Source organism: Bradyrhizobium sp. WSM1253 (assembly GCF_000244935.1).
In the GTDB taxonomy this organism is placed as follows: domain Bacteria; phylum Pseudomonadota; class Alphaproteobacteria; order Rhizobiales; family Xanthobacteraceae; genus Bradyrhizobium; species Bradyrhizobium canariense.
Genome location: NZ_JH600073.1, coordinates 2,314,122 through 2,336,500 on the forward strand (window position 1 = coordinate 2,314,122; position 22,379 = coordinate 2,336,500).

22 protein-coding genes and 1 pseudogene are annotated in these 22,379 nt (G+C 63.0%); 4 read left to right on the plus strand and 19 right to left on the minus strand.

Translation table 11 applies throughout. From position 1 onward, the window contains the following. Positions 1-285: 285 nt before the first annotated feature. The 5 genes from BRA1253DRAFT_RS12545 to BRA1253DRAFT_RS41390 form a co-directional block, all read right to left on the minus strand. Complete coding sequence (locus tag BRA1253DRAFT_RS12545; RefSeq protein ID WP_007594534.1) at positions 286-1,167, minus strand: replication initiator protein A; 882 nt, start codon at positions 1,165-1,167, stop codon at positions 286-288. A gap of 21 nt (positions 1,168-1,188) precedes the next feature. Continuing rightward, positions 1,189-1,470 (minus strand): AlpA family transcriptional regulator, encoded by a 282-nt coding sequence (locus BRA1253DRAFT_RS12550; RefSeq protein WP_007594540.1) that lies wholly within the window; start codon positions 1,468-1,470, stop codon positions 1,189-1,191. A 131-nt stretch (positions 1,471-1,601) separates the two neighbouring features. Next, positions 1,602-2,012 (minus strand): DUF2285 domain-containing protein, encoded by a 411-nt coding sequence (locus BRA1253DRAFT_RS12555; RefSeq protein WP_245285909.1) that lies wholly within the window; start codon positions 2,010-2,012, stop codon positions 1,602-1,604. 169 nt (positions 2,013-2,181) lie between these two features. Then, on the minus strand, positions 2,182-2,376 hold the full coding sequence (locus tag BRA1253DRAFT_RS12560) for a transcriptional regulator domain-containing protein (protein WP_007594542.1): 195 nt from the start codon (positions 2,374-2,376) through the stop codon (positions 2,182-2,184). Between the two features lie 165 nt (positions 2,377-2,541). Beyond that, positions 2,542-2,814 carry a hypothetical protein gene (locus BRA1253DRAFT_RS41390; RefSeq protein WP_007594544.1) on the minus strand — a complete coding sequence of 91 codons (273 nt, stop codon included), beginning with the start codon at positions 2,812-2,814 and terminating at the stop codon, positions 2,542-2,544. 230 nt (positions 2,815-3,044) lie between these two features. Here BRA1253DRAFT_RS41390 and BRA1253DRAFT_RS12570 point away from each other — a divergent pair, with 230 nt between their 5' ends. After that, positions 3,045-3,272, plus strand: a complete 228-nt coding sequence (locus tag BRA1253DRAFT_RS12570) for a helix-turn-helix domain-containing protein (protein ID WP_007594546.1) — start codon at positions 3,045-3,047, stop codon at positions 3,270-3,272. A gap of 254 nt (positions 3,273-3,526) precedes the next feature. Here BRA1253DRAFT_RS12570 and BRA1253DRAFT_RS12575 read toward each other — a convergent pair whose 3' ends face one another. The 8 genes from BRA1253DRAFT_RS12575 to BRA1253DRAFT_RS12610 form a co-directional block, all read right to left on the minus strand. Beyond that, entirely contained in the window at positions 3,527-3,847 is a 321-nt protein-coding gene (locus BRA1253DRAFT_RS12575; RefSeq protein WP_007594548.1) for a DUF736 domain-containing protein, read from the minus strand. A 554-nt stretch (positions 3,848-4,401) separates the two neighbouring features. Further along, entirely contained in the window at positions 4,402-4,884 is a 483-nt protein-coding gene (locus tag BRA1253DRAFT_RS12580; protein WP_007594551.1) for a hypothetical protein, read from the minus strand. 134 nt (positions 4,885-5,018) lie between these two features. Further along, positions 5,019-5,942, minus strand: coding sequence for an SLOG family protein (locus BRA1253DRAFT_RS12585; RefSeq protein ID WP_007594553.1), 924 nt, complete (start codon positions 5,940-5,942; stop codon positions 5,019-5,021). A 331-nt stretch (positions 5,943-6,273) separates the two neighbouring features. After that, the gene (locus tag BRA1253DRAFT_RS12590) at positions 6,274-7,335 is read right to left on the minus strand and encodes a toprim domain-containing protein (RefSeq protein ID WP_007594554.1); all 1,062 of its coding nucleotides are present in this window, start codon (positions 7,333-7,335) and stop codon (positions 6,274-6,276) included. After that, a complete protein-coding gene (locus BRA1253DRAFT_RS12595) occupies positions 7,335-11,657 on the minus strand; it encodes a strawberry notch-like NTP hydrolase domain-containing protein (RefSeq protein ID WP_198288242.1) in 4,323 nt (1,440 codons plus the stop codon). The genes BRA1253DRAFT_RS12590 and BRA1253DRAFT_RS12595 overlap by 1 nt, the downstream gene beginning before the upstream one ends. Before the next feature lie 183 nt (positions 11,658-11,840). After that, a complete protein-coding gene (locus tag BRA1253DRAFT_RS12600; RefSeq protein WP_007594556.1) occupies positions 11,841-13,958 on the minus strand; it encodes a ParB/RepB/Spo0J family partition protein in 2,118 nt (705 codons plus the stop codon). Between the two features lie 96 nt (positions 13,959-14,054). Next, the gene (locus BRA1253DRAFT_RS12605; RefSeq protein WP_035995155.1) at positions 14,055-15,017 is read right to left on the minus strand and encodes an ArdC family protein; all 963 of its coding nucleotides are present in this window, start codon (positions 15,015-15,017) and stop codon (positions 14,055-14,057) included. Between the two features lie 656 nt (positions 15,018-15,673). Next, positions 15,674-16,717: an IS110 family transposase gene (locus BRA1253DRAFT_RS12610; RefSeq protein WP_007594558.1), complete on the minus strand. Its 1,044-nt coding sequence runs from the start codon at positions 16,715-16,717 to the stop codon at positions 15,674-15,676. A 265-nt stretch (positions 16,718-16,982) separates the two neighbouring features. On the opposite strand from BRA1253DRAFT_RS12610, the gene BRA1253DRAFT_RS12615 reads away from it, so the two are divergent. After that, the gene (locus tag BRA1253DRAFT_RS12615; RefSeq protein WP_007594559.1) at positions 16,983-17,246 is read left to right on the plus strand and encodes a hypothetical protein; all 264 of its coding nucleotides are present in this window, start codon (positions 16,983-16,985) and stop codon (positions 17,244-17,246) included. Positions 17,247-17,290: 44 nt separating this feature from the next. Here BRA1253DRAFT_RS12615 and BRA1253DRAFT_RS12620 read toward each other — a convergent pair whose 3' ends face one another. The 4 genes from BRA1253DRAFT_RS12620 to ligD all read right to left on the minus strand — a co-directional run bounded on the left by BRA1253DRAFT_RS12620 (position 17,291) and on the right by ligD (position 19,149). Then, the gene (locus BRA1253DRAFT_RS12620; protein WP_007594560.1) at positions 17,291-17,476 is read right to left on the minus strand and encodes a DUF3606 domain-containing protein; all 186 of its coding nucleotides are present in this window, start codon (positions 17,474-17,476) and stop codon (positions 17,291-17,293) included. Positions 17,477-17,552: 76 nt separating this feature from the next. Then, positions 17,553-17,747, minus strand: coding sequence for a hypothetical protein (locus BRA1253DRAFT_RS41400; RefSeq protein ID WP_157158580.1), 195 nt, complete (start codon positions 17,745-17,747; stop codon positions 17,553-17,555). Positions 17,748-17,918: 171 nt separating this feature from the next. Then, positions 17,919-18,224 carry a hypothetical protein gene (locus tag BRA1253DRAFT_RS12625; protein ID WP_007594564.1) on the minus strand — a complete coding sequence of 102 codons (306 nt, stop codon included), beginning with the start codon at positions 18,222-18,224 and terminating at the stop codon, positions 17,919-17,921. Between the two features lie 34 nt (positions 18,225-18,258). Further along, a complete protein-coding gene (gene ligD / locus BRA1253DRAFT_RS12630) occupies positions 18,259-19,149 on the minus strand; it encodes a non-homologous end-joining DNA ligase (RefSeq protein WP_157158581.1) in 891 nt (296 codons plus the stop codon). 356 nt (positions 19,150-19,505) lie between these two features. Between ligD and BRA1253DRAFT_RS12635 the strand changes: the two genes are divergently transcribed. Both BRA1253DRAFT_RS12635 and BRA1253DRAFT_RS12640 read left to right on the plus strand, forming a co-directional pair. After that, on the plus strand, positions 19,506-19,706 hold the full coding sequence (locus BRA1253DRAFT_RS12635) for a hypothetical protein (RefSeq protein WP_007594566.1): 201 nt from the start codon (positions 19,506-19,508) through the stop codon (positions 19,704-19,706). Then, a complete protein-coding gene (locus BRA1253DRAFT_RS12640) occupies positions 19,706-21,385 on the plus strand; it encodes a DNA polymerase/3'-5' exonuclease PolX (protein WP_007594567.1) in 1,680 nt (559 codons plus the stop codon). Before BRA1253DRAFT_RS12635 ends, BRA1253DRAFT_RS12640 begins: the two co-directional genes overlap by 1 nt. Positions 21,386-21,405: 20 nt before the next feature. Here the strand turns inward: BRA1253DRAFT_RS12640 and BRA1253DRAFT_RS45860 are convergent, their stop codons facing one another. Together BRA1253DRAFT_RS45860 and BRA1253DRAFT_RS12645 are read right to left on the minus strand one after the other, a co-directional pair. Continuing rightward, the gene (locus BRA1253DRAFT_RS45860; RefSeq protein ID WP_256375803.1) at positions 21,406-21,540 is read right to left on the minus strand and encodes a hypothetical protein; all 135 of its coding nucleotides are present in this window, start codon (positions 21,538-21,540) and stop codon (positions 21,406-21,408) included. Between the two features lie 13 nt (positions 21,541-21,553). Further along, positions 21,554-22,379 (minus strand): annotated as a pseudogene (locus tag BRA1253DRAFT_RS12645) (IS5/IS1182 family transposase); the annotation flags it as partial.

Sequence of the window (22,379 nt, forward strand, 5' to 3'; positions counted from 1 at the left end):
CGGCTCCCCAACGCTGGAGCTGGCAGCCGTGAGCTTGGGGCTCGGTGGAGAGTGTGTACGGCCTGCAAAGGCAGGCTGGCCTGTCGGACGGCCGTTGCCGAGCGCCACCGACGCGGCTTTCGGCCTGGTCCGTTAGAAGAAATCCGAAGGATTTCTGGTTAGTAAAGTTAGAGAGCCTGGAAGGCACAGAGAAACAAGCACTTAAGCTCGATTCCGGTCCCCGATAGCACGAGGATCGGGTCCCCGATGGCACGAGGGTTGCGGTCCCCGATAGCACGAGCTGATTCACAGGTTGTCCTCCGAATTTGGAACGAGTCCGCGCCGGCGCAGGCGTGCCGTTAAGGGATGGACGGGCGCCGGCACGAAGTTCAGCCGCTCGGTGCCATCAGGATCGCGCGTGAGCACGAGCCGATAGCCGGGCAATGTCTGACGCCGCACGATCTGGCGTACGTCGTAGGCAAAATGCTTGAGCGGCGAGAGGATGCCGGACTTGGCATGGAGGTGCACAAGGTCAAAACTCCAGCCGCCGTCCTGCCGACCGCCATGCTTGCGCACGAGGCGGTAGAGCCACCGCTCAAGCCCGCCCGTCAGATCGAAATAGCCGCGATCAATCGTCAGCACGAGCGCGTCATCGATGACGCCCGCATAGAACCAATCGGGCAGGATCAGCTCGAGCCCGAACGGCCGATCGTTTGCATCGGCCGTCTCCTTCCATTCGTTGATCCAGGAGAAGCGATGCCGCCGCCGTTCTGCCGGCTGACGGATCGACGTCAGCACGGTCGTTGACTGCAACCTGTCGAGACCCGCCTTCAGCCGGTCATAGTCGCGCGCGCTGGTGCCGCGGCCGACAAACGTCAGAATCTCATAAGGCGTTGCTGCCATCAGGCGCGACGTCTTCAAGCCGGCGTCACGGGCTTCGACGATCTGGGACGCGGCCCAGATTAGAACGTCGGCATCCCAGATGGTCGCCATGCCGTGTTCCGGCACCGCTTCGACACGAATTGCGATCGCACCGGCACGGAAATCAATCGGCACGGTCCGCTTGGTCTTAGCGAGCGAGAAGAACGGATAAGCCATGAGATCCTGCGCATCGCGCGGCGCGAGTTCGCCGGGCAGCGCCCGAAAGAGCTCAAGCTGGTCGCGCTCGGAATGGTGTTTGCGCCGCATGGTCACTGCTTTCACGCGCGATCAGCGACGTTCCTGGCCCGCATATGGGCGCAGCACCGGATGCTTCTTGGCCGGCAGCACGGTCCCCTTCCCCGGGTCAGACGTCGACGTTTTGGCGCCGAGGTCAGCCCAGGCTTTCAGATCGTCTACCGCGTAGACGACACGTCCGCCGATCTTCCGATAGGTCGGCCCGGTGCCGTAGGTGCGGTGCTTCTCGAGCGTGCGACCGGAGAGGCCAAGGTAACGCGCGGCCTCCGGTGTACGCAGGAAGCGCGGGGGAAGACCGGCCATCGGATCGGGCATTTGAGAACTCCAGGATGACAGCGCACCGCGGATGGCGGCGCCGGCGTATGTGCGGTCATCATGGAGAAGCGGGATCTCGGAGGGGGATGCCGAATATCGGCGGGTCGATTTGCGGCCCCCCAGCAAGGGCGCTACTCGTCCCTGCGCCTGGGCCGAAGCAGCTTGCGATAGCCTCCGCGCACAAATGCGAGGCCGCTTTGTACAAGGCGACGGGTTCGGCTGCGCAGATCGTGTGTTTTCCAGCCGCGATCCGATATGCGCCCCTTGCCAAACAGAGCTTCTGCGATGCTGCGATAAGTCGCGCCGGCGAGATACGCGGCGACCGCGCGAAGGGCTGCGCACAGTCGTTCGCGCCGCTGTTTGGGCACGCGATGAAACGGAGGCCCTGGCGTGTGTCCATTCATCGCACGCCACAGCCGCGTGGCGGCATGCGCGCGCGCCTCCAAATCGCGATCAAACGGCAACTCGGCCGCATAGCGAGCGCCTGCGGTCAGCGGCTGTTTCGACCAGATGCGATGCTCCACCGAGCCGATTTGCAGCACGGCATGCCAGCCGTCAGCGGCACGGCACACCTGACCTGATGGAAGATCAAGCGGCGGCTGAGGCGTTGAGCTTTGACCAGGCGTTGAAGCGGTTACAGTGACCGGGACGACGGTCGGGAGAACCTCGGGCGCCCAAAAGATTGTCTGCTCGTGGAACGACCTCTGCGGGTCATGCGCGAAAGCAGAGGCCCCACCTCCTCCTGAATTCCTCGGTCACCGCGCCATCTGAGCTACTAGCGATGATCGCATCGTAGTCACGTTGGTAGTCCACGTTCATACGAAGACCTACCCAGGCGATTTCAGTGATCTCAGCGTTCTCTAGGCTCTTAAAGGAATCCGGCGACCGCCAGTCGAATTCAGGCATTGCTTCCGCCCCCTTGCACTTAAGTCACAACGATTGCGGCGCAATAATTATGAACGATGGGGTTGTGGGAAGCCCCTAGTTTGGCACCACGTGGTGCATGAGAATAACCACCGGTTAGCGGGAGAAAAACATTCTGGCTGCGAGCCTGTAGTCGGCGACTCCTTTCTATTTTGAGCCGGCACCGCGTAAGAGGCGTCCCTGCTCCGTCACCCATTTGGCGCGCGCAAGATGACTCTGATATGCGGCCCGCGCACGATCCGGTTCTCGCTCCGGATCGATATGCAAGACGATTCGAGCGACCTCCCGCCAGTCCGCCCCCTCGCCCTCCGCCTGCAAAAGGCGAATGTACGTGACGACATGCTGTTCGTCATAGGCTGTCAGCGCCGGCTCGTTCGGCGCGACATCCGCGACGTCAGGATCTAGCGACGGCTTCGACATCAGAGGCTACAATGTGCGCGGGATTGAAAATAAAACTGCGAGGCGAAAGCCTTGCCGGCTCGAACAGTTCCGTTCTGTAGCATATGGCATGCCACGAGCTCGGGCGAGCGTTCAAGAAGCCGCGTTCCCCACATATTCAGCAATCGAGGCTCCGTCCGTAAGCTTCAACACCCGGCTCCGCGTATTATAACACGTAGCGCCAAAATACGCGATTGCTTCCTATCCTGCGGATGGATATCCGCAAGGTTTTCGGAGCGAACGCGCGTCGATTTCGACTGGCCCTTGGCTTGAGCCAAGAGGCCGTGGCGGAACGTATGGGCGTTGACCGGGCCTTCGTGAGTAGCATGGAGCGAGGGCTGCAAAACGCTACATTGCTAACGATCTGGCAGATTGCCCAAGCTTTAGGGGTCCGGCCTGCAGATCTGCTTGAGGAGAAGGTGTCCAAAGTTCGATCATGAACTTCCGCGAGCCGGGCCGGTAGCCCGGGAGCGCCCGACCTGGACACGCGTCACCGCCGCTGATCCGGCTTGCCTGGATCGGCGGCCGTGCGTGAGGCCTCGAACAGGCGCCCACAGGGACGCGCGGAGCGCGCCCATCAAACGAAGTTTTCCTTAAATTGATGCAACGATCTAAAAAAACAGCCGGTCTCATCGACCGACGTCGGATTTTGAGAAGCCCCGCCCGGCGGACCGGACGGGGCTTGGCGGAGCGTCTACTCGCCGCTCTTGCGCGGCCGCGACCAGAGCAGGGTGTAGCCCTCGCCGCCTTCATCGTCGAACAGGTTGGCATAGATCGGCGCGTTGAACGAGGGATCATCGAGCTTGAGCGAGAGGTAATCGCGGCCTTCTTCGGAGCGCTTCGACCAAGCTGCGCCGATCTCCGCTCGGCCCACGTAGATGCGGTGGCTGGGAGCGTTGTCGTTGGAGCGGTTGGTCTCGGCGACGATACGGACGCCCCTGGCTTGCAGGCTCAGGGTGACGATCTCGCCCTGGAAATCGTTGCCGACCTTCTTGAAGGAACCGATGTTAGCCATGTCACTTCTCCTGTTGTGTTTCGAGCCCGCGACCACCGCGGCCTCGATGGCGATCTAAAGGCCGAGGACGATCGGCGACGCACCCGCTTCAGGGCCGGAGCGCAGCGGAGGACGCCGTTGTGGCGACTTTCTTGTCTCGCGAGGAATGGGCGAAGCGCAGGGGAAGAAAGTCGCAGCAACGGCGTTGCGGCTCAGACGATCGAGGCGCAGCCGGTCTTCGGCCAGATCAAGCCATCAAAGAGGCCACGTGCGTCCGCGTGCTGAACCGCAATCTTCGGAGAAGATTTGGCGAATCTCGGTTCTGCTGAACAAGGGGTTGGTACGGTTCGGCGGAGAAAGAGAAACAATCTGCCGCAAAGGGCGGCATCGTCCCGGAACGAATGATCGAACGGAGCGCGCCGCTCCACCGCAGCTATGTGGGCCAGACAGAGACCGGTACGGCTTGCTTAAGCGCCCGAGGAGGGAACGCGGTTACTTCTCGCTCAAGCTCGACGATCCCTCATTCAACGTGACGCCCTGTGCCGTCTTGCTCGGCCGATGACCGCGACGAAGCCTCACCGCTCGTGCGCGGCGGCTGTGAGAACTGGTTCAGGCGCATTCACCACCGCCCCGGCCGACTCCGACGGGAGGGTCCCCGCAAAAACGGCCAAGCGTGTCCATGCTGTGCCGCCGATGCAAACCGCTCCTAGGCATGCGAACGCCTCGCGCCAAGCCAATGAAGGCACCCCGATCTGCGATAGGGCAAAAATCACCTGATAGCCGGCGATCGCTGCGGGGACCGTGAATACGGTTGCGATCGCGACGCGCAAGGTCAAAGACCGACTAACGGCGACGGCGACCTGACCAGCGGCAAGCGTCAGCGCGCCAGAAGAAATTCCGATAAGCAGTGCGCCGAAGACGCCCGTACCATCACGAAATGCCAACATCCCGACACTGAGTGCGACGAAGAACGGTAGCGCATACACCGCGAGCGCAAAGATGGCCCAGCAGAACAAGCCAATGCCGAGTCTGTTGAGAACAAGCCCAAGCGCGAGCATGGTGGTGGCTCCATGTGCATGGATCTATCAATCGCGCCTTCCACCACCACCACGGCGCAGTTTGGATGTAAAAATGAAACGAGGCGGAGTTGCGGCGAGCAACTCCACCTTGGCGTCTTTCGAGGCGACGGCGCTCATGCGCCGCCGAACTTCCAGACGGGAATGCCGAGCCGCTTCGCCTTATCGGCGAGATTGTCCTGAATTCCCGTGCCCGGGAAATGCATGACGCCGATCGGCAGGAGTTCGAGCATGGCATCGTTGCGCTTGAACGGCGCTGCCTTGGCGTGCTTCGTCCAGTCGGGCTTGAAGGCGATCTGCGGTACTTTGCGGTTGGTCGCCCATTTCGAGGCGATCAGTTCGGCACCCTTGGGCGAGCCGCCATGGAGCAGGACCATGTCGGGATGCTTGACATGAACCTTGTCGAGCCGATCCCAGATCAGATGATGGTCATTGAAGTCGAGCCCACCGGTGAGTGCGATTTTCGGTCCTGGTGGCAACATGACCTCAGTCTCGGAACGACGCTTGGCGGCGATGAAGTCGCGGGAGTCGATCATTGCCGCGGTGAGCGTTCGGTGATTGACCAATGATCCCGATCGTGGGCGCCAGGCTGAACCGGTGTGGACCTCAAATTGTTCGATGGCCTGGTCGCGGAAGAGCTCCAGGCAGTTGCGGCGCTCGATCAGCGTTATGCCTTCGGCCGTCAGGCGCTCGAGTTCGACCGATCGCACTTCCGAGCCGTTCTGCTCGCGCTGGCTCTTATGTTGCGCTTGTTCGTTGTCATCGAGGTGGCGTTCGACGCGGTCGATGGCACGATGGAACAGGTTGACGGTCGACCAGAGCAGATTGTCAAGGTCCGGCTCAAGTCGCGTGTCGTTCAGGGTCGCAACCAGGGCATCAAACATGTCCGCTATGGCGCCGACGATCATCTTGCCCTCCGGGAGCGGTCTTGGATCGGGTTGGTCGTCGAAGGGACGATAGCCGAAGAGCTGTATTTCCGTGAGGATGTGGTCGGTCGGGGAAGAGGCATGCGGCGGTTCGATGTCGTCATGGTCGGTCATCGGAAGAGGTCCTTTGCCGGATCGGCCGCGACCATCGCGGCCTTCGTGGCGATCCTCTGACGGCGGGCGGGCCGGGCCAGAACCCGACAGGGCCGAAGCGGCAGCGGAGGATGGCAGAGGCCGGCTATTTTGCTTCGCGATGCAAAGCGCGCGGCCAACTGCATGATGTGTCTTCACATCTCTGGCGCGCGGCGGAAAATAGCCGGACGTTAGCCATTGCCGGCCCGGGCCGGCTGCCGTCCGATCGCCCTCTAGAAGGCCGAGGTCGCGTCCTCTTCCGGTATTGGCCTCGCCTATGACCGGCCCATCAACGTCGATCGAAGACCCGGAGCTATTCCGCGGCCACCATCGACGAATGGAGGAAGCGAACGATATCCTCTGACACAAGCTGAAACCGCAGCGCTGCTCGGAGGGCTTCGAGACCGAATAGCTGCAGATCTTCGTTGAAGTCGCCCAGCCAGGGCGACAGCACGATCGCTTCAATGCCGGCGTTTGCTGCGCGCTGGCTGAGAGTTGCCAGCACCGCATCACCGGCGGCATCGGCATCGCGAGCAATGTAGAGCCGTCGTAGGCTAGGCGGCAGCCTCATGGCCGAGAGGTGATTAGCCGAAAGCGCAGCCGCCATCGGCATAGTCGGCAGCAGGTAGCGTAGCGAAAGCATGGTCTCGATACCCTCGCCGGCAGCGAGCACGTCGTTCACCACGCCGAACCGAACGGCATTGCCGAGAAGATCGCCCATGGCCCGTCGTGGCGTGTCGATCGGAGCCTTGCCGAGCCGAACACCATCAAAGCCATCCGGATCGAGCCAAGTCCGGTGCACGCCGGTGATCCGACCATCAAAATCCGTGACGCGGGCGATCATCGCCGGCCAGGTTTCAGTCGGCAAATGCTCGTCGGGCCGATAGTAGCAACGTGGGTGGAAGCGCAGGCTGCCATCATGGTGGACGCGGGTTATTCCGCGGCGCTGCAGGTACGTTTCAGCCAGTGTCCCCTCGATCGGGCTGGATATCGCAAAGAGCCGACGGGCGGCTACCTGCGATCCGGGCGGTACGGCTGGGGGAATAGGTCTTGGGGCGGGCTTCTGCTCAGAACGAGGCAGGTTCAAAAAGCGCCTCGCCTCCTCGGCGACCTCACGAAAGTCTCGCAAGGCCAGACTTTCGCGGATGACGTCGAGGAGATCGCCATGTTCGCCGGTTGCGGCATCGGTCCACTTGCCGGGCGGCCCCTTCGGCGATTCCTGGAGCCGCACGAACAGTGAGCGGCCTGGCGTGTTGTGGACGTCGCCGACCACCCAGTAGCGCCCCGCTCGCTTGCCGTTGGAGAGATAATGTCGGCACACCGCCTCGGCCTCGCGCGCGAGGCGACGTGCCAGCTCGGAAGCGTCGCAGGACATCACGCGGCCTCCCGCTCAGCGATGCGCGCGACCGGATAGGTGTCGAGCACCTGCGACAGGATCTCGACGCCGCTCGCATCCGTTGGCACGAACATGCGCAGCTTCCAGGAGATGATCTCCCCGAAGAGGCCGTAAGCCCGCAAGCGATCGCGCATTGTGTCGTTGAAGCCCGACAGTTCGATGCGGTATGCGCCCATCACCCGGACGCGGCGGAGCTGGAGCCCTTCCGCAAGATCGAGGACGGTCCGACCCTCCACGAGCGCGGCAAAGGCAGCGTCCGGCGTCAACGCTGGCGCGCCAGCCTCGAGGACATTCGCGACCCAGGTCGCTGAGACCTTGCGGCCGACGATCCGCTCGCCCGTGTCGGTCTGCAGCCGATAGACGCGGGTCGATTCGTTCGGCAGACGTTTCCAGATCGGCAGCAGCAAGCCGGCCACGACGTGGATCGTGCTTTCCGTAAATTCGGGCACGTCGGCAAGCTCCGCCAGCCAAGCCGCGGCGAAGCGTTCGCGGTCGGCCTCGGCCCAATGGCTCTCCGCCATCATCTTCAAGGGAACGCTATGCTGCTCCATCGGCCGGATCAGGCGGACGCGATGCTCGATCTCGCCATCATCAAGCATGAAGCTTGGAGCCGGGACCTGCACCGCGGCTCGTCCCGATCGTTCATTGATCAGCAAGGTGGCGCGGCAATCGGAAAGTCGAGCAAGGGCATCATCCAGGCTCACAGGATGATTGCGCTGGCACTGGGTGATCGTGAGAAGTCGGGTCTCGGCGCTAGTGCCCGGATGGACATAAATCGTCTTCCGGTCGGTGACGACAAAGCTCTCGGCGCGGAGCGTTTCCAGCCCGACGTCATAGGTGCCCGAGGCAACCGCGCCTTCGATCCGAGCCGTCAGGAGCTGCTCGAAGACGGTGAACAGGATGTTCTGAAGCTCGATCGTGAGCGCCAGCAACCTGTTCAGGAAGGTCGTGATCGGCGGCAGGTCATCCCTGAGACCATTGGCATCCGTCAGCTTCAGGCCGGTCGCATCCTCAAACCTCTCGAGCGAGCAGCGCTCGACCTTGCCGCGTGCGAGCAGCGTATAGAGTTGGCGCAACGCATCACGCCCGTACTGGCTTTCAAGATTGTCCTCGGGCCGGAACAGGCCCTGCCCTCCGGTCTGGCGCTGGCCGCGGGTGATGGCGCCCAACGTGTCGAGCCGGCGGGCGATGGTGCTCAAGAAACGCTTTTCGGCCTTCACGTCGGTCGCGATGGGACGAAACAGCGGCGGCTGCGCCTGGTTGGTCCGGTTGGTGCGGCCGAGCCCCTGGATCGCGGCGTCCGCCTTCCAGCCGGGCTCGAGCAGGTAATGGACGCGGAGGCGACGATTCCGCGCCGACAGCTCGGCATGGTAGCTCCTCCCCGTGCCGCCGGCGTCGGAGAACACGAGGATCCGCTTGATGTCGTCCATGAAGGCCGACGTCTCGGCGAGGTTGGCCGAACCGGCCCGGTTTTCGACGACCAGCCGGTCGCCCTTGCGAATGATGCGGCGCGAGCGGCCGGTCACCTCTGCGACCATGTCGGTGCCGAAGCGCTGGACGACCTGGTCCAGCGCACCAGGTACCGGCGGCAACGAGGCGAGCTTCTCGATGAGGCGGTCGCGGCGAGCGACGGCGTCCCGGCTTTCGACCGGTTGGCCGTCGCAATAGACTGGCCGGGAGCAGAGATTGCCCTCCGAATCCGTGAAGGGCTCGTAGAGCTGGACCGGAAAGGAATGGGCGAGATAGTCGAGGACATACTCGCGCGGGGTGATGTCGACCCGGACGTCGCCCCACTCCTCGGTCGGGATCTCGGCAAGCCGGCGCTCCATCAGCGCCTCGCCGGTCGAAACGATCTGGATGACGGCGGCATGGCCGGCGTCGAGATCGCACTCGATCGAGCGGATCAGCGACGGCGTCTTCATCGAGGTCAGGAGGTGACCAAAGAAGCGCTGCTTGGCGCTCTCGAAAGCCGATCGCGCGGCCGATTTGGCCTGGCCGTTCAGCGTGCCGGTCTCGCCGGTGATGTTGGCCGCCCGCATCGCGGCGTCGAGATTGTTATGGATGACGCTGAACGCGCCAGCGTAGGCGTCGTAGATGCGAACCTGTTCAGGCGTGAGCTCGTGCTCAATGAGCTCGTACGCGACACCCTCGTAAGAGAGCGAGCGGGCCGCGTAGAGACCGAGCGCCTTGAGGTCGCGCGCGAGCACCTCCATGGCCGCGACGCCGCCCTCCTCGATCGCCTCGACGAACTCGGCGCGGGTGGCGAACGGGAAATCGGTGCCGCCCCATAGGCCCAGCCGCTGGGCGTAGGCGAGATTGTGGACCGTCGTGGCACCGGTCGCGGAGACATAGACGACGCGGGCATTCGGCAACGCGTGCTGGAGTCTGAGCCCGGCACGCCCCTGCTGGGAGGCCGCCTGGTCGCCCCGCTCGCCCTTCTGGCCTGCTGCGTTCTGCATCGCGTGGCTCTCGTCGAAGATGATCACTCCGTCGAAGTCGAAGCCCAACCATTCGACGATCTGTCGCACGCGCGAAAGCTTCTCGCCGCGCTCGTCGATCCGTAGCGTGGCGTAGGTGGTGAAAAGGACGCCTTCCGCGAGCCGGATCGGCATGCCCTGCCGGAAACGGGACAGCGGCGTCACGAGCAGCCGCTCCATGCCGAGCGCGGACCAGTCGCGCTGCGCATCTTCGATCAGCTTGTCGGACTTGCTGATCCAGACCGCGCGGCGGCGGCCCTTGAGCCAATTGTCGACAAGGATGCCACCGACCTGCCGCCCCTTGCCCGCACCGGTGCCGTCGCCCAAGAACCAGCCGCGTCGAAAGCGGACGGCATTTTTTGCATCCTCGCGCGCGGCCGCCACGACATCAAAGGTCGCATCCACCGTCCAGGAGCCCGCCAGAAACTGGGAATGCGCCTCGCCGGCATAGATGACGCTCTCGAGCTGGGCGTCGGACAGAACGCAATCCGCCACGACATGGACTGGCAGATGTGGCCGGTAAGACGGCTTCGGCGGCGCGACCGAGGCCATCGCGGCGGACTGCACGAGCATGGTCGGATGAGGATGCGCATCCGGAATACGGATCGCCTGCAGCGCGTATTCCTCGTAAAGCGCGTCGGTCAGGCGAGCACCTTCCGGAGGTGTCCAATCGACCGCCTCGTAGGTGAGCTCGACGCCTTCTGGCGCGGTGTCTGCCGAAGTGGACGATGGGCGTGGTGCAAAGGCACCTGCCGGCCGCGACGCCGCGGGACGTCTGATGACCCCGACTACGACCGGCGCGACAACAGGCAGCCTCGGGGGCACATACTGGCTTACCCAGTCGAGCAAGGTTGCGACATCGCTCGCCATGCCCAGCGAGGCCGGAAAGAGTAGCGGATCTGCGGCGGGTTGCTTGTCGATCACAAGCAGTCGTGTGTCGGTCTGGGTTCCGTGTTTCGCATAGACCGCGCCATCGATAGCGGCAGAAAACACCACTCGCCCGCGCTCCTGGAGGTGAACGAAGGCATCTCGCCACGCCGGGTTGTCCGGCGCAAAGCTCGCGCCGGTAATGGCGATCAGACGCCCGCCGTCGCAAAGACGCGCCAAGGATGAGGCGATGTGCCGAAGCGCCGTATCCGTCATCCGTCGATCGACGCTCGCCATCGCCGAGAATGGCGGGTTCATTAAGATGATGCTCGGTACGACACGCGCATCGAGGTGATCATCGATCTGGGCGGCGTCGAACCGGCTGACCTTGACGTTGGGAAACAGTTGGTCGAGCAACCCAGCGCGGGGCTCGGCGAGCTCGTTCAATATCAAGGCGCCGCCGGCGAGCTCGGCGAAAATGGCGAGCAAGCCGGTCCCGGCAGAAGGCTCCAAAACCCGATCGGACGGCGTGATTCCGGCCGCGGTGCATGCGGCGAGCCCAAGCGGGATCGGCGTGGAGAATTGTTGAAGGGCCTGGCTGTCCTCGGATCGCCGCGTGTGGGTCGGCAGGCAGTTCGAGATTCTCGCGAGCATCGGCAGCATCGCGGCCGTCGAGCCTGCCTTGACACGGATGGCCGGACCAAACTTGCGAAGGAATAGAACAGTTGCCGCCTCGCATACGTCATAGGCGGTCTTCCAGTTCCAGGCGCCAGTGGCGTCGGAAGCGCCGAAGGCAGCTTCCATGGCGCTGCGCAGGACAGCGGCATCGATGCGGCGGCCGCGCTCGAGATCGGTCAGGAGCCGTCGCGTGGCTCTGATGGCGGCGGAGGTGAGACTTGCAGCGGCACGCATCGAGAGCGGCGCGGCGGCCGCGCCGCCGGCGAGAGATTCGGTCATGACAGGGTTCTTTCGGAGAGCAGGAAAGGGTCGAACCATCAGGCGCTCTCCTCAAGACCCGACGGCTCAAACCCTTCCCGGCCCGACTCTCCCTCTCAGCCCTCTCCCATAAGAATGGGAACCGGCGCGGCACGCCGGTCCCCAATCAATCGCCGGACGGATGGAGCCATCCCTTCTGCGATGTCACTCAGCTGCGTCGAGCTGTTGCGGATCGTCGTCGCCCGCGTTGTCCCGATCCTCGTCATCGGCGAGGAATTCGGGCAGCGGGCCCGTTTCACCCTCCTGCTCGACTAACGCCGCATCGGGATCAACGAGACGCAGCGGCTCCGGCAACCAGCCAGAACCATCGAGAAGACGCTCGGCCTCCTTGGCCATGTCGGCCTTCTTCAGGTGGTCTATCAATTGCGCGGAAGACTCGCCTCTTGCTTCCCGCACCGCCTCCAGGATGCGAGGCTTGGTGACCCGGCCGAGATAGTTGTCGACAGAGGGCTTCCACCCCGCTTGAACCATGTCGAGGCCAACGGAGTGCGACAGCACATCGGCCTGGTCGAGCCGGGTGCGGACGCCGTGGGCGGAGACGCGGCCCTGATTGTAGCGGTTGGCCGGCTCATAGAGAGCGTTGACCGCAAACGACGCACAGTGGGCGAACAGGGACGCCTGTGCGTCGCCATCGAGGGCCGTGAGCGCATCCCAGAGATCGTTCTCGCCCTTCGGCAATCGTGCTTTCCAGGACTCATGCCGCGCCTCAACGGCCTTCGCGGACACGCTTTCCCTCAAGCCTGGCGCTTGAGCCGGAAAGGTCGGGGTCCGAAGGCCGATCTCAAGGCAGCTTCCGGACGATGCGAACCGGTAAAAGGCCGTCAGCACGAAGTTGTGCAGCACCGCCTGGAACGCGATCGCAGGATTTTCTGCCAACGCATCCCGCAACGCCAGCGTGCGATGCGCTGTCAGCTCAGTGATCAGCCGATCCGGCAGAGGTTTCGTCCCATCCTCATCATCCTCTTCCGTATCAGTAGCGCCGCCAGCCACCGCGAGGACCGCGCGCTGGACGGAAGGGCCAGCCGCCTTCCCCTCGACCGACTGTGTATCGGCGCCCTGCCCGACATCGGGCTCGGTTTCCGACGAATCGTCCTCCGGCCGGACGTAGCCCCGATCGACCGAGAGGCGCCCTTCGGAATCGATGCTGACGAAGACGCCAGCGCGGGCGATCTCGGCCGGATGGTAGATCATCGGCCGGTCCTCGAACGCGATCAGCGCCGTCTCGATTTCGCCGAGACGCTGATCGACGTCATCTGGCAACTCGTCGGCGTCCTGATAATCGGATTCAAGCCTGGCCTGTTCTTCGTTGAGGGAGTCGATAGTGGCCTGCTCCTCGGAGGATAAATCGACAGGTTTGCCCTCCAGCTCACGCAGGCCGTCCGTGTGGCCGTAGGGGAATTCGACGGCGACTGAGATCCACTTCCAGCCTTCGGCTGCAATCGTCTCGGCTTCGGCTTTGAGCTTTTCCGTGACGAGACGATCAAGCAAGGCGACGTCCTGAAGCCAGCCGCCCTCGTCGTGCTCGAACAGATCCCGCAGAACGCCGCCACCAGCGTGCTGATAGGCATCAAGACCCACAAATTGCGCCCGGCGATCGGACCCGCGCACGGTGTTCTCGGTGAGCATGCGGCGGATCTGGTATGGCTCGTCATAACCCGAACGGTTGACATTCTCCCAGACTTGCTCCTGACGGGCGTGATCGGCAGTGACCGAGAACGCCATGAGCTGTTCGAGCGTCATGCCGTCTTCGGCATAGACCTCATGCAGCTTCGGCGAGACCGACGCCAGGCGGAGGCGCTGCTTGACGATCGCCGGGTTCACGAAATGGCGCGCGCCGATGTCTTCCTCGGTCATGCCGAGATCGCGGAGAGTTTGGAAGGCCCGAAACTGATCAAGCGGATGCAGGCCGATCCGCTCGTCGTTCTCCGCCACGGAATCGTCCTCGGCGATGCCCCCTTCGCGAACGACGCACGGCACCGCCTGCGTCTTGGACATCCGCTTCTGTTTCACCAAGAGCTCGAGAGCGCGATAGCGCCTGCCGCCCGCCGGCACCTCGAACATGCCGGTCTCGTTCCCATCTGCATCAACGACGGCCCGGACACTCAGACTTTGCAGAAGCGTACGCTGCGCGATGCTCTCGGCCAGCTGTTCGATCGAGACACCGGCCTTGACGCGGCGAACGTTCGACTGGCTGAGCACGAGCTTGTTGAAAGGAATATCCCGGGAAGGCGACAGCGTGATCTTTTGTACGGCTTTCGTCATTTTGGCTCTCCACAACGGGGGCCGTGAGACTCTCTCTTGGCTTCCAACCCGTCGCGAACAGCCTTCCCTCCTCTCACTCTCGCACGAGGCCAAGCATCACGCAGCCTCGTGATCGGCGACAGCCGAATCCAGCGACGCGGGCTCAATGGCCCCGGGAACGAAGCCGAGCAAATAGTCCGCGGCCTTGCTCGCCTGCGAGGCGGCCCGCACGATGGCGCGATTGTCTTCGCGCAGGACTTCAAGCCAGGAGCCGATATAGTCGGCATGACGCACGGTGGGGACGATCCCGAGCGACGCGCAGCTGAACGCGGAACTCAATTCGGCGACCAGCTCTTCGAAGGCATATTTCTTGGTACCGTAGGATCCGCTCTGGTCGCGGTTGAGCCGCGAGGGATGCCCGGTCGCATGACCGAGCTCATGCAATGCTGTGCGGTGCCAGTTGATGGGTTCGAAATAGGCCTGCGGCGGCGGGACCTGAACATAGTCTTCGGCTGTTGCATAGAATGCGCGATCTCCACCGATCCGAAATGGAATTCCACAGGCCTTGATCAGGGTGTCGACCGTGGGTTCGATGAGACCAGCCGGCGGTGGTGGCGCAGCGGTGGCAATACCATCGGGCAGATCTTCGCACTGATCGGTGTTGAATACGGAAAATCGTTTGAGGAACGGAACCGCCTGCGCGTCTTCGCCGGTCTCCGCAGCGCGCCGTTTTTCGTCATCCGGCACGAAACGATCAGCGTAGACGACTGTGGTGCCTCGCTCTCCCTTGCGAACGTGGCCGCCAAGCGAGAGCGCCTGTCGAAATGTGAGCCAACTTTGCCCGGTAAATCCGCGTTCGATCACGGTTCCCCAGAGGATGAGGATGTTAACGCCACTGTATTGCCGGTTGGTCGACGCATTTTTCGGCATGGCCAGCGGCGCTCTGGCCGCGGCCGTACCCCAAGGCTGAACCCAAGGGACGCGTCCGGCCTCAAGCTCGGCGATGATCCTGTCGGTGATCTCGTTATAGAGGTTCGCCCGGTCCTGGCCGGCGCGCGCGCGAGCAGTAGGGTTTGACATCGCGGGGGTCTCCGCGACGGGCACCGCGAGCCTCTCTCGCAGCTTGTAACCCGTCACGGAAAAACCCAGCCTGCACTCTTACTCTCAGCTTCTAGCGCAATCTGCCTTAGGCCGCAGGCCCGATCAGGCGTGCGCCCAAGGGCGCATCGCCTCAACGGAAAATGGCACCCGGAGAGCGTGAGCATAGCGACCCGAAGGGGCACGACGGTCCGAGTGCAGCGACGAGACCGGTTCAATGGCGGCACCCGGGAACGGGGCAGTGATAGCGATCGCCGCAGGCGCGCCCCTTTCCCGAGTGCCCCCGGCGAGGAGCACCAAAGGCCTCGCGCGAGGGATCGAAGCCGCAAGGCCGAGACGCTGCGCGGCTCGGTTCATATGTGGACGGCCCCCGACTTGCAAGGATTGGCTCGGGCAGCATGCTCGGATCGCTTGCGCTCATATGTCCGGCCTATTATCGGGTCTTGCGACCACTGGCCAAGATGGGCTTCGCGGACAGTGAGCTCCAAACACGAGAGCGGCATTTGCTGCCGGTAAACCGAGCGGAGTGTCTCACATGACCGGCTCGCGCCGAACGTACCACCTCTTCCTTTCCTGCAAGTTCCGGCCCCAGCGTCAGATCTGCCCGTCTGACGCCAAGCTCTTTTTGTCGTTCAAGTCTATGTCGGCGTTGGCATCGGTACGGCGCTCGCAGGCCGGTACCGTTCGCCGCTGACCATCAGTTTCCAAGCAATCCGCGCCAGCTTGTTTGCTAACGCTATCGCCACCAGCTTTGGCGGCTTGCGAGCGATCATGTCTTTCAGCCAGGACCAAGGGCGACTCCCGCGTCGTCGCATATCCGCGATCACTGCCGTCGCGCCAGCTACCAAAACGGTTCGCAACATGCCGTCGCCGGCGCGGGTGATGACCCCGAGCCGATTCTTGCCGGCCGTCGAGTGATTCTTTGGCGTCAGGCCAAGCCACGCGGCAAAGTTTCTTGCCGACTTGAATCCGCGCGCATCCACGACCTTGATTGACAGCAGCGTCGCGCCGATCGGACCAATTCCTGGAATGGTCGCAAGTCTTCGGCTCATCTCGCTGCTCCGATGGAGTTGCATGAGCTTCTTGTCGAGCGTAACGATTTGATCATCGACGCGCGCCATTTCTGCAGCCAACGCCTCTATCAACTCCATCGCCAAGTCCGGGACTGTCGCATCAGCCCTAATATCGATCAGCAATTGCGGAAGCCTTGAAAGCCCCTTGGGCGCGGTAAAGCCGAACTCTGCGGCGTAGCCGCGGATCGAATTGGCGAGCTGGGTGCGCCTGCCAATGAACTGGTTGCGTACACGAGTCAGCATCTGTGCGCCCTGCTGCTCGGGACTTTTGATTGGCACGAAGTTCTTCTGCAATTTCGGTCGACTCGCGGCTTCGCAAATCGCCTCGGCGTCCGCCGCATCGGATTTCCCACGTTGCACGTACGGTTTGACATATTGCGGCGGGATCATCGCCACCTCATGCCCCAGCGAACGCAGCTCCCTCGCCCAATAGTGCGACGCTCCGCAAGCCTCCATCGCGACAAGCGTAGGCGGCAGACGGCCGAAGAACGCCAGAACCTGGCCGCGTCTCAACTTGCGTCGCAAGACCGGCTGCTCCATCCCGTCAACGCCATGCAACTGAAATACGCTCTTTGACGTGTCCAAACCGATACGAACAATCGTTTCCACGGGCGGCTCCTTCGTTTGAGGTCATCGACGACCCCATCCTGCCACGCAGACCGGCGGAAGGGGGCCGTCCACCCCAACACGAGAGCCCGGTGCGGCGACAGCCGCACGCGCAGAACGGACAAGGAGCGACCACCTGAGCTCGGACGTCTGAAGCATCGGGAAAACGGCTTCTTCAGTTCGTTCTTGCCCACCCGAGCGCCCGGCCATGGCGATGGGGAACGTCTGCGGGACTAAACGATTCGTCTCAGCGTGGGAGAACCTTTGAATGCTGATGACCAAGCAGAGACGGCCGCCGATCCGCACCCTGCGCGGGTGGGCGGTCCACGTGCTTCAGGAAGCGGGCGCTATCCGCGAGTGCGAGGAGCACGGTTGGATGCAGGATCGCGCCGATCCCCATGCACGGGAACGGGCCTTTGACATCGCCCGTGGCGCCCCGCCGGCAGGCGTCTCCCCCGATGCAGCGGTGGCCGAGGTGCGCGACTTGCTCGACTCGATTAGCGACACCTGCCCGGAGTGCCCTCCAGATTAGAAGGGCTGGTGCTGGACCCAAAAATGCCAGCCCGGCTTTCCATATCAGCGGGCCAGCCTTTTCTCCAAGCGCTTGCGGGAATTACCGACCTTCTTGACGGCCTTCTTCACCGCAGAGGCCGAGCGGCCAGTCTTCTGTGCTTCATACCGGACTTCGTGGTCCTGCCCTTTCGCGACCCGGGCGCGATCCTGTTTGCGTCCACGCGCGGTCTTCTTCTTCGCTGCGGCCATCGGCTCCTCCTCTTTAGAAGTGATGGCAATGCAACGCTGCAAGGATTCACGGGTTCCGTTCCTTGTAGGCCGCATCTCAGTGGCCACAAGGATGACCATGGACGATTGGCGCCCATCCATCGAGCAGCAGACCGTCCCAGGAAATGACGCCGTCATCCCATCTCGACGCATGCTCGCGGTACATCGAAGCCCAATGAGGGCTCCATTCGATGATCTGGTCGTTGAGACCATCGTGCACGCGACACGTCATATCGGGATCGAACGTGTCCATCGAGTTCATGCCGGATGTCCGGGATCGACGTCCTCGGGCGTCTTCTTTTCCAGCTGAGGTGTCATCCTCGCCGGACTTTCCTTGCCGGTTACGCCGCGCGGACCCAGCTGATCGCTCTGAATGTCGTCCTCGGAGCGTTGGGCTCCACGCCATTCGCGGGCTTCTCAGGCATCATTCCATCCGAGCCTTGTCTTTCAGGTCGCGGATCCGGATCTCGGCTTCCTCCTTCGAAGTGACGATCTCCGATTCATCCGGCACCCGAGCGGTCGCGCTGAGCCTCTTGAGCTCGGCGAGTTGTTCTGCAGTTGGTTTTTCCATCTTCGAATCCTTGAGCGCCTGCACGACGGCCTCGTCGTCAAGCACCTCCAGCAGCCGGTTTATGGTTTGCTCGCAATCTCTGGGGCCAGGCTCGACATATCGGGCCAGGATGCCCTGAGCGTCTTCCAGGGCCTTCGCAACTCGCCGTTCCGGATCCATGACCGGTACTCCACATACTCACGGGAAAACGCCGCTATGAACGGCCCGTTCCTTTGCTCAGTCCCTTGAACGAGCTGGCTCGAAGGAGCCCTTCGGAGGTGATGTCGCGGTACTCGATGTCGGCATAGAACTTGGGTTCGACCCACGTCGCCTTCGGCTTCCTGATGGTTTTCGTCAGCCTCTGCTTCGGGCTGACTACGGTATCGAGCGCCTTGCGGATATGCGCCGAAGTGGTCCGGCTCCATCCCGTGCCGACCTTCCCCATGTAGACGAGATCCTTGCCTTCCTTCTTGCCCAGATAGAGTGCGGCCACGCCAGATGGGTCCTTGATGAAACCGACCACGGGAAACTTGCCCTTCTGAACGACCTTGACCTTCTGCCAGGCTTCGACCCGCTCCGATCGGTACGGCGCATCCACGCGCTTTGAGATGATGCCCTCATAGTTCAACTTGCTGGCGGCAACGAACAGCGCCTGCCCATCCCCTTCATGGTGTTCACTAAAGAAGATGGGCTCCTGGAGCCTGTGCTCCTCGATCAACTCCTTGAGCAGCCTTTTCCGCTCAAGCTGCGGCTCCTTGCGCAAATCCTTGCCATCGAGCCACAGCAGATCGAACGCGAAGAAGATCAGGCGGTCCTGGTCGCCTCTGCCGAGGTCCGCCTGCAGCTCGGAGAAATTGGTGCGACCCTCATGGATGACGACGACTTCGCCGTCGACAATGGCCTGCCCCTCGATATCGAAGGCGGCAGCTATTCTCGAAAACTTGCTGACCCAGTTATAGCCGTTGCGGGTGTAGGCCCGGCGATCGTCGCCGTCGATTCGGAGCTGGATGCGGTACCCATCGTATTTGATTTCGTGAATCCATTGGGATCCCGAAGGTGCCTTCATCTTCAGAGTCGCCAGTTGGGGGCTGATGAACCCCGGCATCTGAGGAGCTTCTGGCTTCTCGGCCGGAGGCGCCGCTCTTGTACGCTTCGCCACGCTACGCAACTCACAAAAAACCCGCCGCCGGGTTGGGGCCGGTGGCGGGCAGTTTACCTACCTTACTCAACGAGTCTCGCAACTTCGAAGGTGGCGAGGAGTTCCTACGACCTCCTGGTTCTCAAGCTTTCGAATATGAGCGACCCGGCCCGCGTTTGGTGCAGTGCCAAAAAGGCCAATCCTTCTCGCATCGAACTCTGGTCGATAGCGGGCGTTTACCTGGCATGTCAGACGCATTCGATTACTTTCGGGCCTACGCGGTGCGAGCTCTCTGCAAAGCGAGATCCATGCCGAGAGGCAGGATGAAGCATCTGCAGCTGGTGGCAGGACGGATTTACAATCTCCTCAAGAAGGAAGCTGCCTACGGCCCCATTATCCAGCACCTGAACGATTTCCGCGCAGCCCAGGAGCTTGAGAGCTCTCTCGATCGCCAGCCAAGTGGCCGCTCCGGCGGTCGCCTTACTTCGGCGGCGCCGCAAAGCGTGGACCGGGAGGCTCGCTGATGCCTTCGCTCGACACTCGCGGTGTAGCAAGTCTCCTGCGAGAGTACGCGCAGCGTACCGCCCTGCGAGGCGGCAATCCCTACAGGGCGAAAGCCTACTCGCGAGCCGCAGACAGCCTGGCGACCCTTGCCGTTCCTCTGGACGTGCTCATCGCCGAAGACCGTCTTACGGAGATCCCGGGCGTCGGCGACGCGATAGCCGACATCATCACCAAGCTTCACAAGACGGGCAATCATCCCAGCCTCGAAAAGCTGCGGAAGGAGATCCCCGGGGGCGTGCTTGAGCTGCTGGCTGTACCGGGTTTGCGTCCGGAGAAGGTGCTGCGGCTCTACCAGGATCTCGGTATCACCTCCCTCGCGGAATTGGAGGCGGCCGCCAAGGACGATCGCATCAAGAAGGCGAAAGGACTCGGTGCCGCGCTGCAGACCAAGATCCTGCAAAATCTCGCAATCGCCAAAAGCGGAGAAGGCCGCCTTCACCTGCACCGAGCCGCCGCCTTGCTCGCGCACGCGAAGGAATCCATTCGCAAGGCACGCCCCGAACTCAAGCGCGTGACGATCGCTGGCGATTTCCGTCGAGGCTGCGAACTCGTCGCCGACCTCGCCATCGTTGCGGAGGCTGCCAAGTCGGACGAGACAGCGATGCCATCGTCCGAAGGACTGCAAGTCCGGGTGTCCGACCGCAAACATTTCGGCGCCGCCCTTCTCTTCGCCACCGGCTCCGCCGCTCACATCGAGCAGCTCCAAGCCTTGGCCGCCGAGAAGGGCATGCGGTTGGACGCTCACGGCCTGCACAAGGGTCGCACACTGATCGCCGGCGAGGAGGCTGACATCTACCAGGCTCTCGGGCTGCCCTTCATCGATCCCGAGCTCAGGGAGGGCCGCGGCGAGGTCGAGCTGGCCTTGAAGGGCAAGTTGCCGAAGCTTGTGACCGACAAGGACCTGCGCGGAATCCTGCACTGCCACACCGATGCTTCCGATGGGACAGAGACCCTGGAAACCATGGCGAAGGCGACCCGTCAGCGCGGCTTCGAGTATTTTGGCATCGCCGACCATTCCAAGTCCGCCCATTACGCCGGCGGTCTCTCCCTCGAAGAGATCGTGCAGCAGCACCGAGAAGCCGACCGCCTGAACAAGCGCTTCGGTAAGGACTTTCGGATCCTCAAGGGCATGGAGTCGGACATTCTGGCTGACGGGTCGCTCGACTACGACGACGAGGTCCTTGAACGTTTCGACTTCGTCGTCGCCAGCATCCACGGCCGTTTCAAGCTGGACCGCAAGGCGCAGACCCAGCGCCTGCTTCGGGCCATCTCCGATCCTCACACGACCATCATCGGCCACATGACCGGGCGGCAGCTGCAGCGGCGGCCGGGCTATGAGATCGACATCGAGAAGGTGCTTCGGGCATGTGCAAAGCATGACGTAGTTGTCGAGATCAACGCGCATCCATGGCGCCTCGACCTGGATTGGCGCTGGCACCGGGCTGCGCTCGAGTTCGGCTGCATGCTGAGCATCAATCCGGACGCGCACTCGATTCCCGAGCTCGACCACATGCACTGGGGCGTCGAGATGGCTCGCAAGGGCGGCGTACCCGCCGACCGGGTCCTGAACGCGATGCCGCTTCCCGAAATCGCACGCTACCTGCGCCAAAAGCGGCGTTCGCTTGCCCGCGCTGCCTGATGTCGCACCCGCACGACCTCTCACTCGAGGGAAGGGTGGTTGCGGTAGCCGCCGATCGCGGCCACCACTTCAGCAAGCCGCCACGGGAACGGATCGTGCTGGTGGAAGGTCACGGTGTCGACGGCGATGCCCACGCCGGGGCCTTCGTCCGGCACCGATAGTCGTCCGTTAAGAAGCCGAATTGAGCGGGAGCGGACAGGCAAGCGTATGCGATAGCTGGATCAGGAAGAGGCACAAGAGTTCTCTGAGCCAGGCGAGGATACGGCGGAAGTTGTGGCCGACTGCTGAGAGCACGACGTTGGCGGCGTCGCCGGCGCGGCCTTTGAGATAGCAGCGGCCAAGGTGACCTTCGGCCTTCAGATGTCCGATGATGGGCTCGATGGCGGAGCGGCGCCGGAGCTCGCGCTTGATGGCGCCGAACACGCCGCGCTTCTGGCCCGAAATGAAGACGCGACGGGGATTTTGCGTGTCGTGGCCGCGATATCCCTTGTCGACATAGGCCCGCTCGATCGGACAGCCAGTGAGCGCCTCGGTGCGGTCGATGACGTCCCGCAGGGTATGACCGTCGTAGGGATTATCGGGCAGCGACCTGGCGTGCAGTACGAACAGGCCACCGGGCGCCCGGCGGTTGTTGGTGACGATGGAGGCCTTCACGCCGAACTCGTAAGGCGCGGCGGCCTTGCCTTTGCCGATGCATTCCACCTCCGGGGCATGGAAGGAATAAAGCTTCCAGCCGCGTTGGCGCTGCTGCTGCGAGCGGATTTGCACGGGCCCGGCCAAGCGGGAGGCGAATGCCTCCTCCAATGCCGGCTGGCCCTCGATCTTGCGGCGGATGTCGCGGATGATGCGGCCGAGCCGGCTGCGCAGAATGCGCAACTGCCGCTGATGCCGGCTGAACTGTTTGGCATGGGCGTAGCGGCCCGCCATCATCGCGGCGGTCTTGGCCACACGAGAATAGGATTGCCGCAGCCTGACGGCGTGCCTTCTCGCCAGG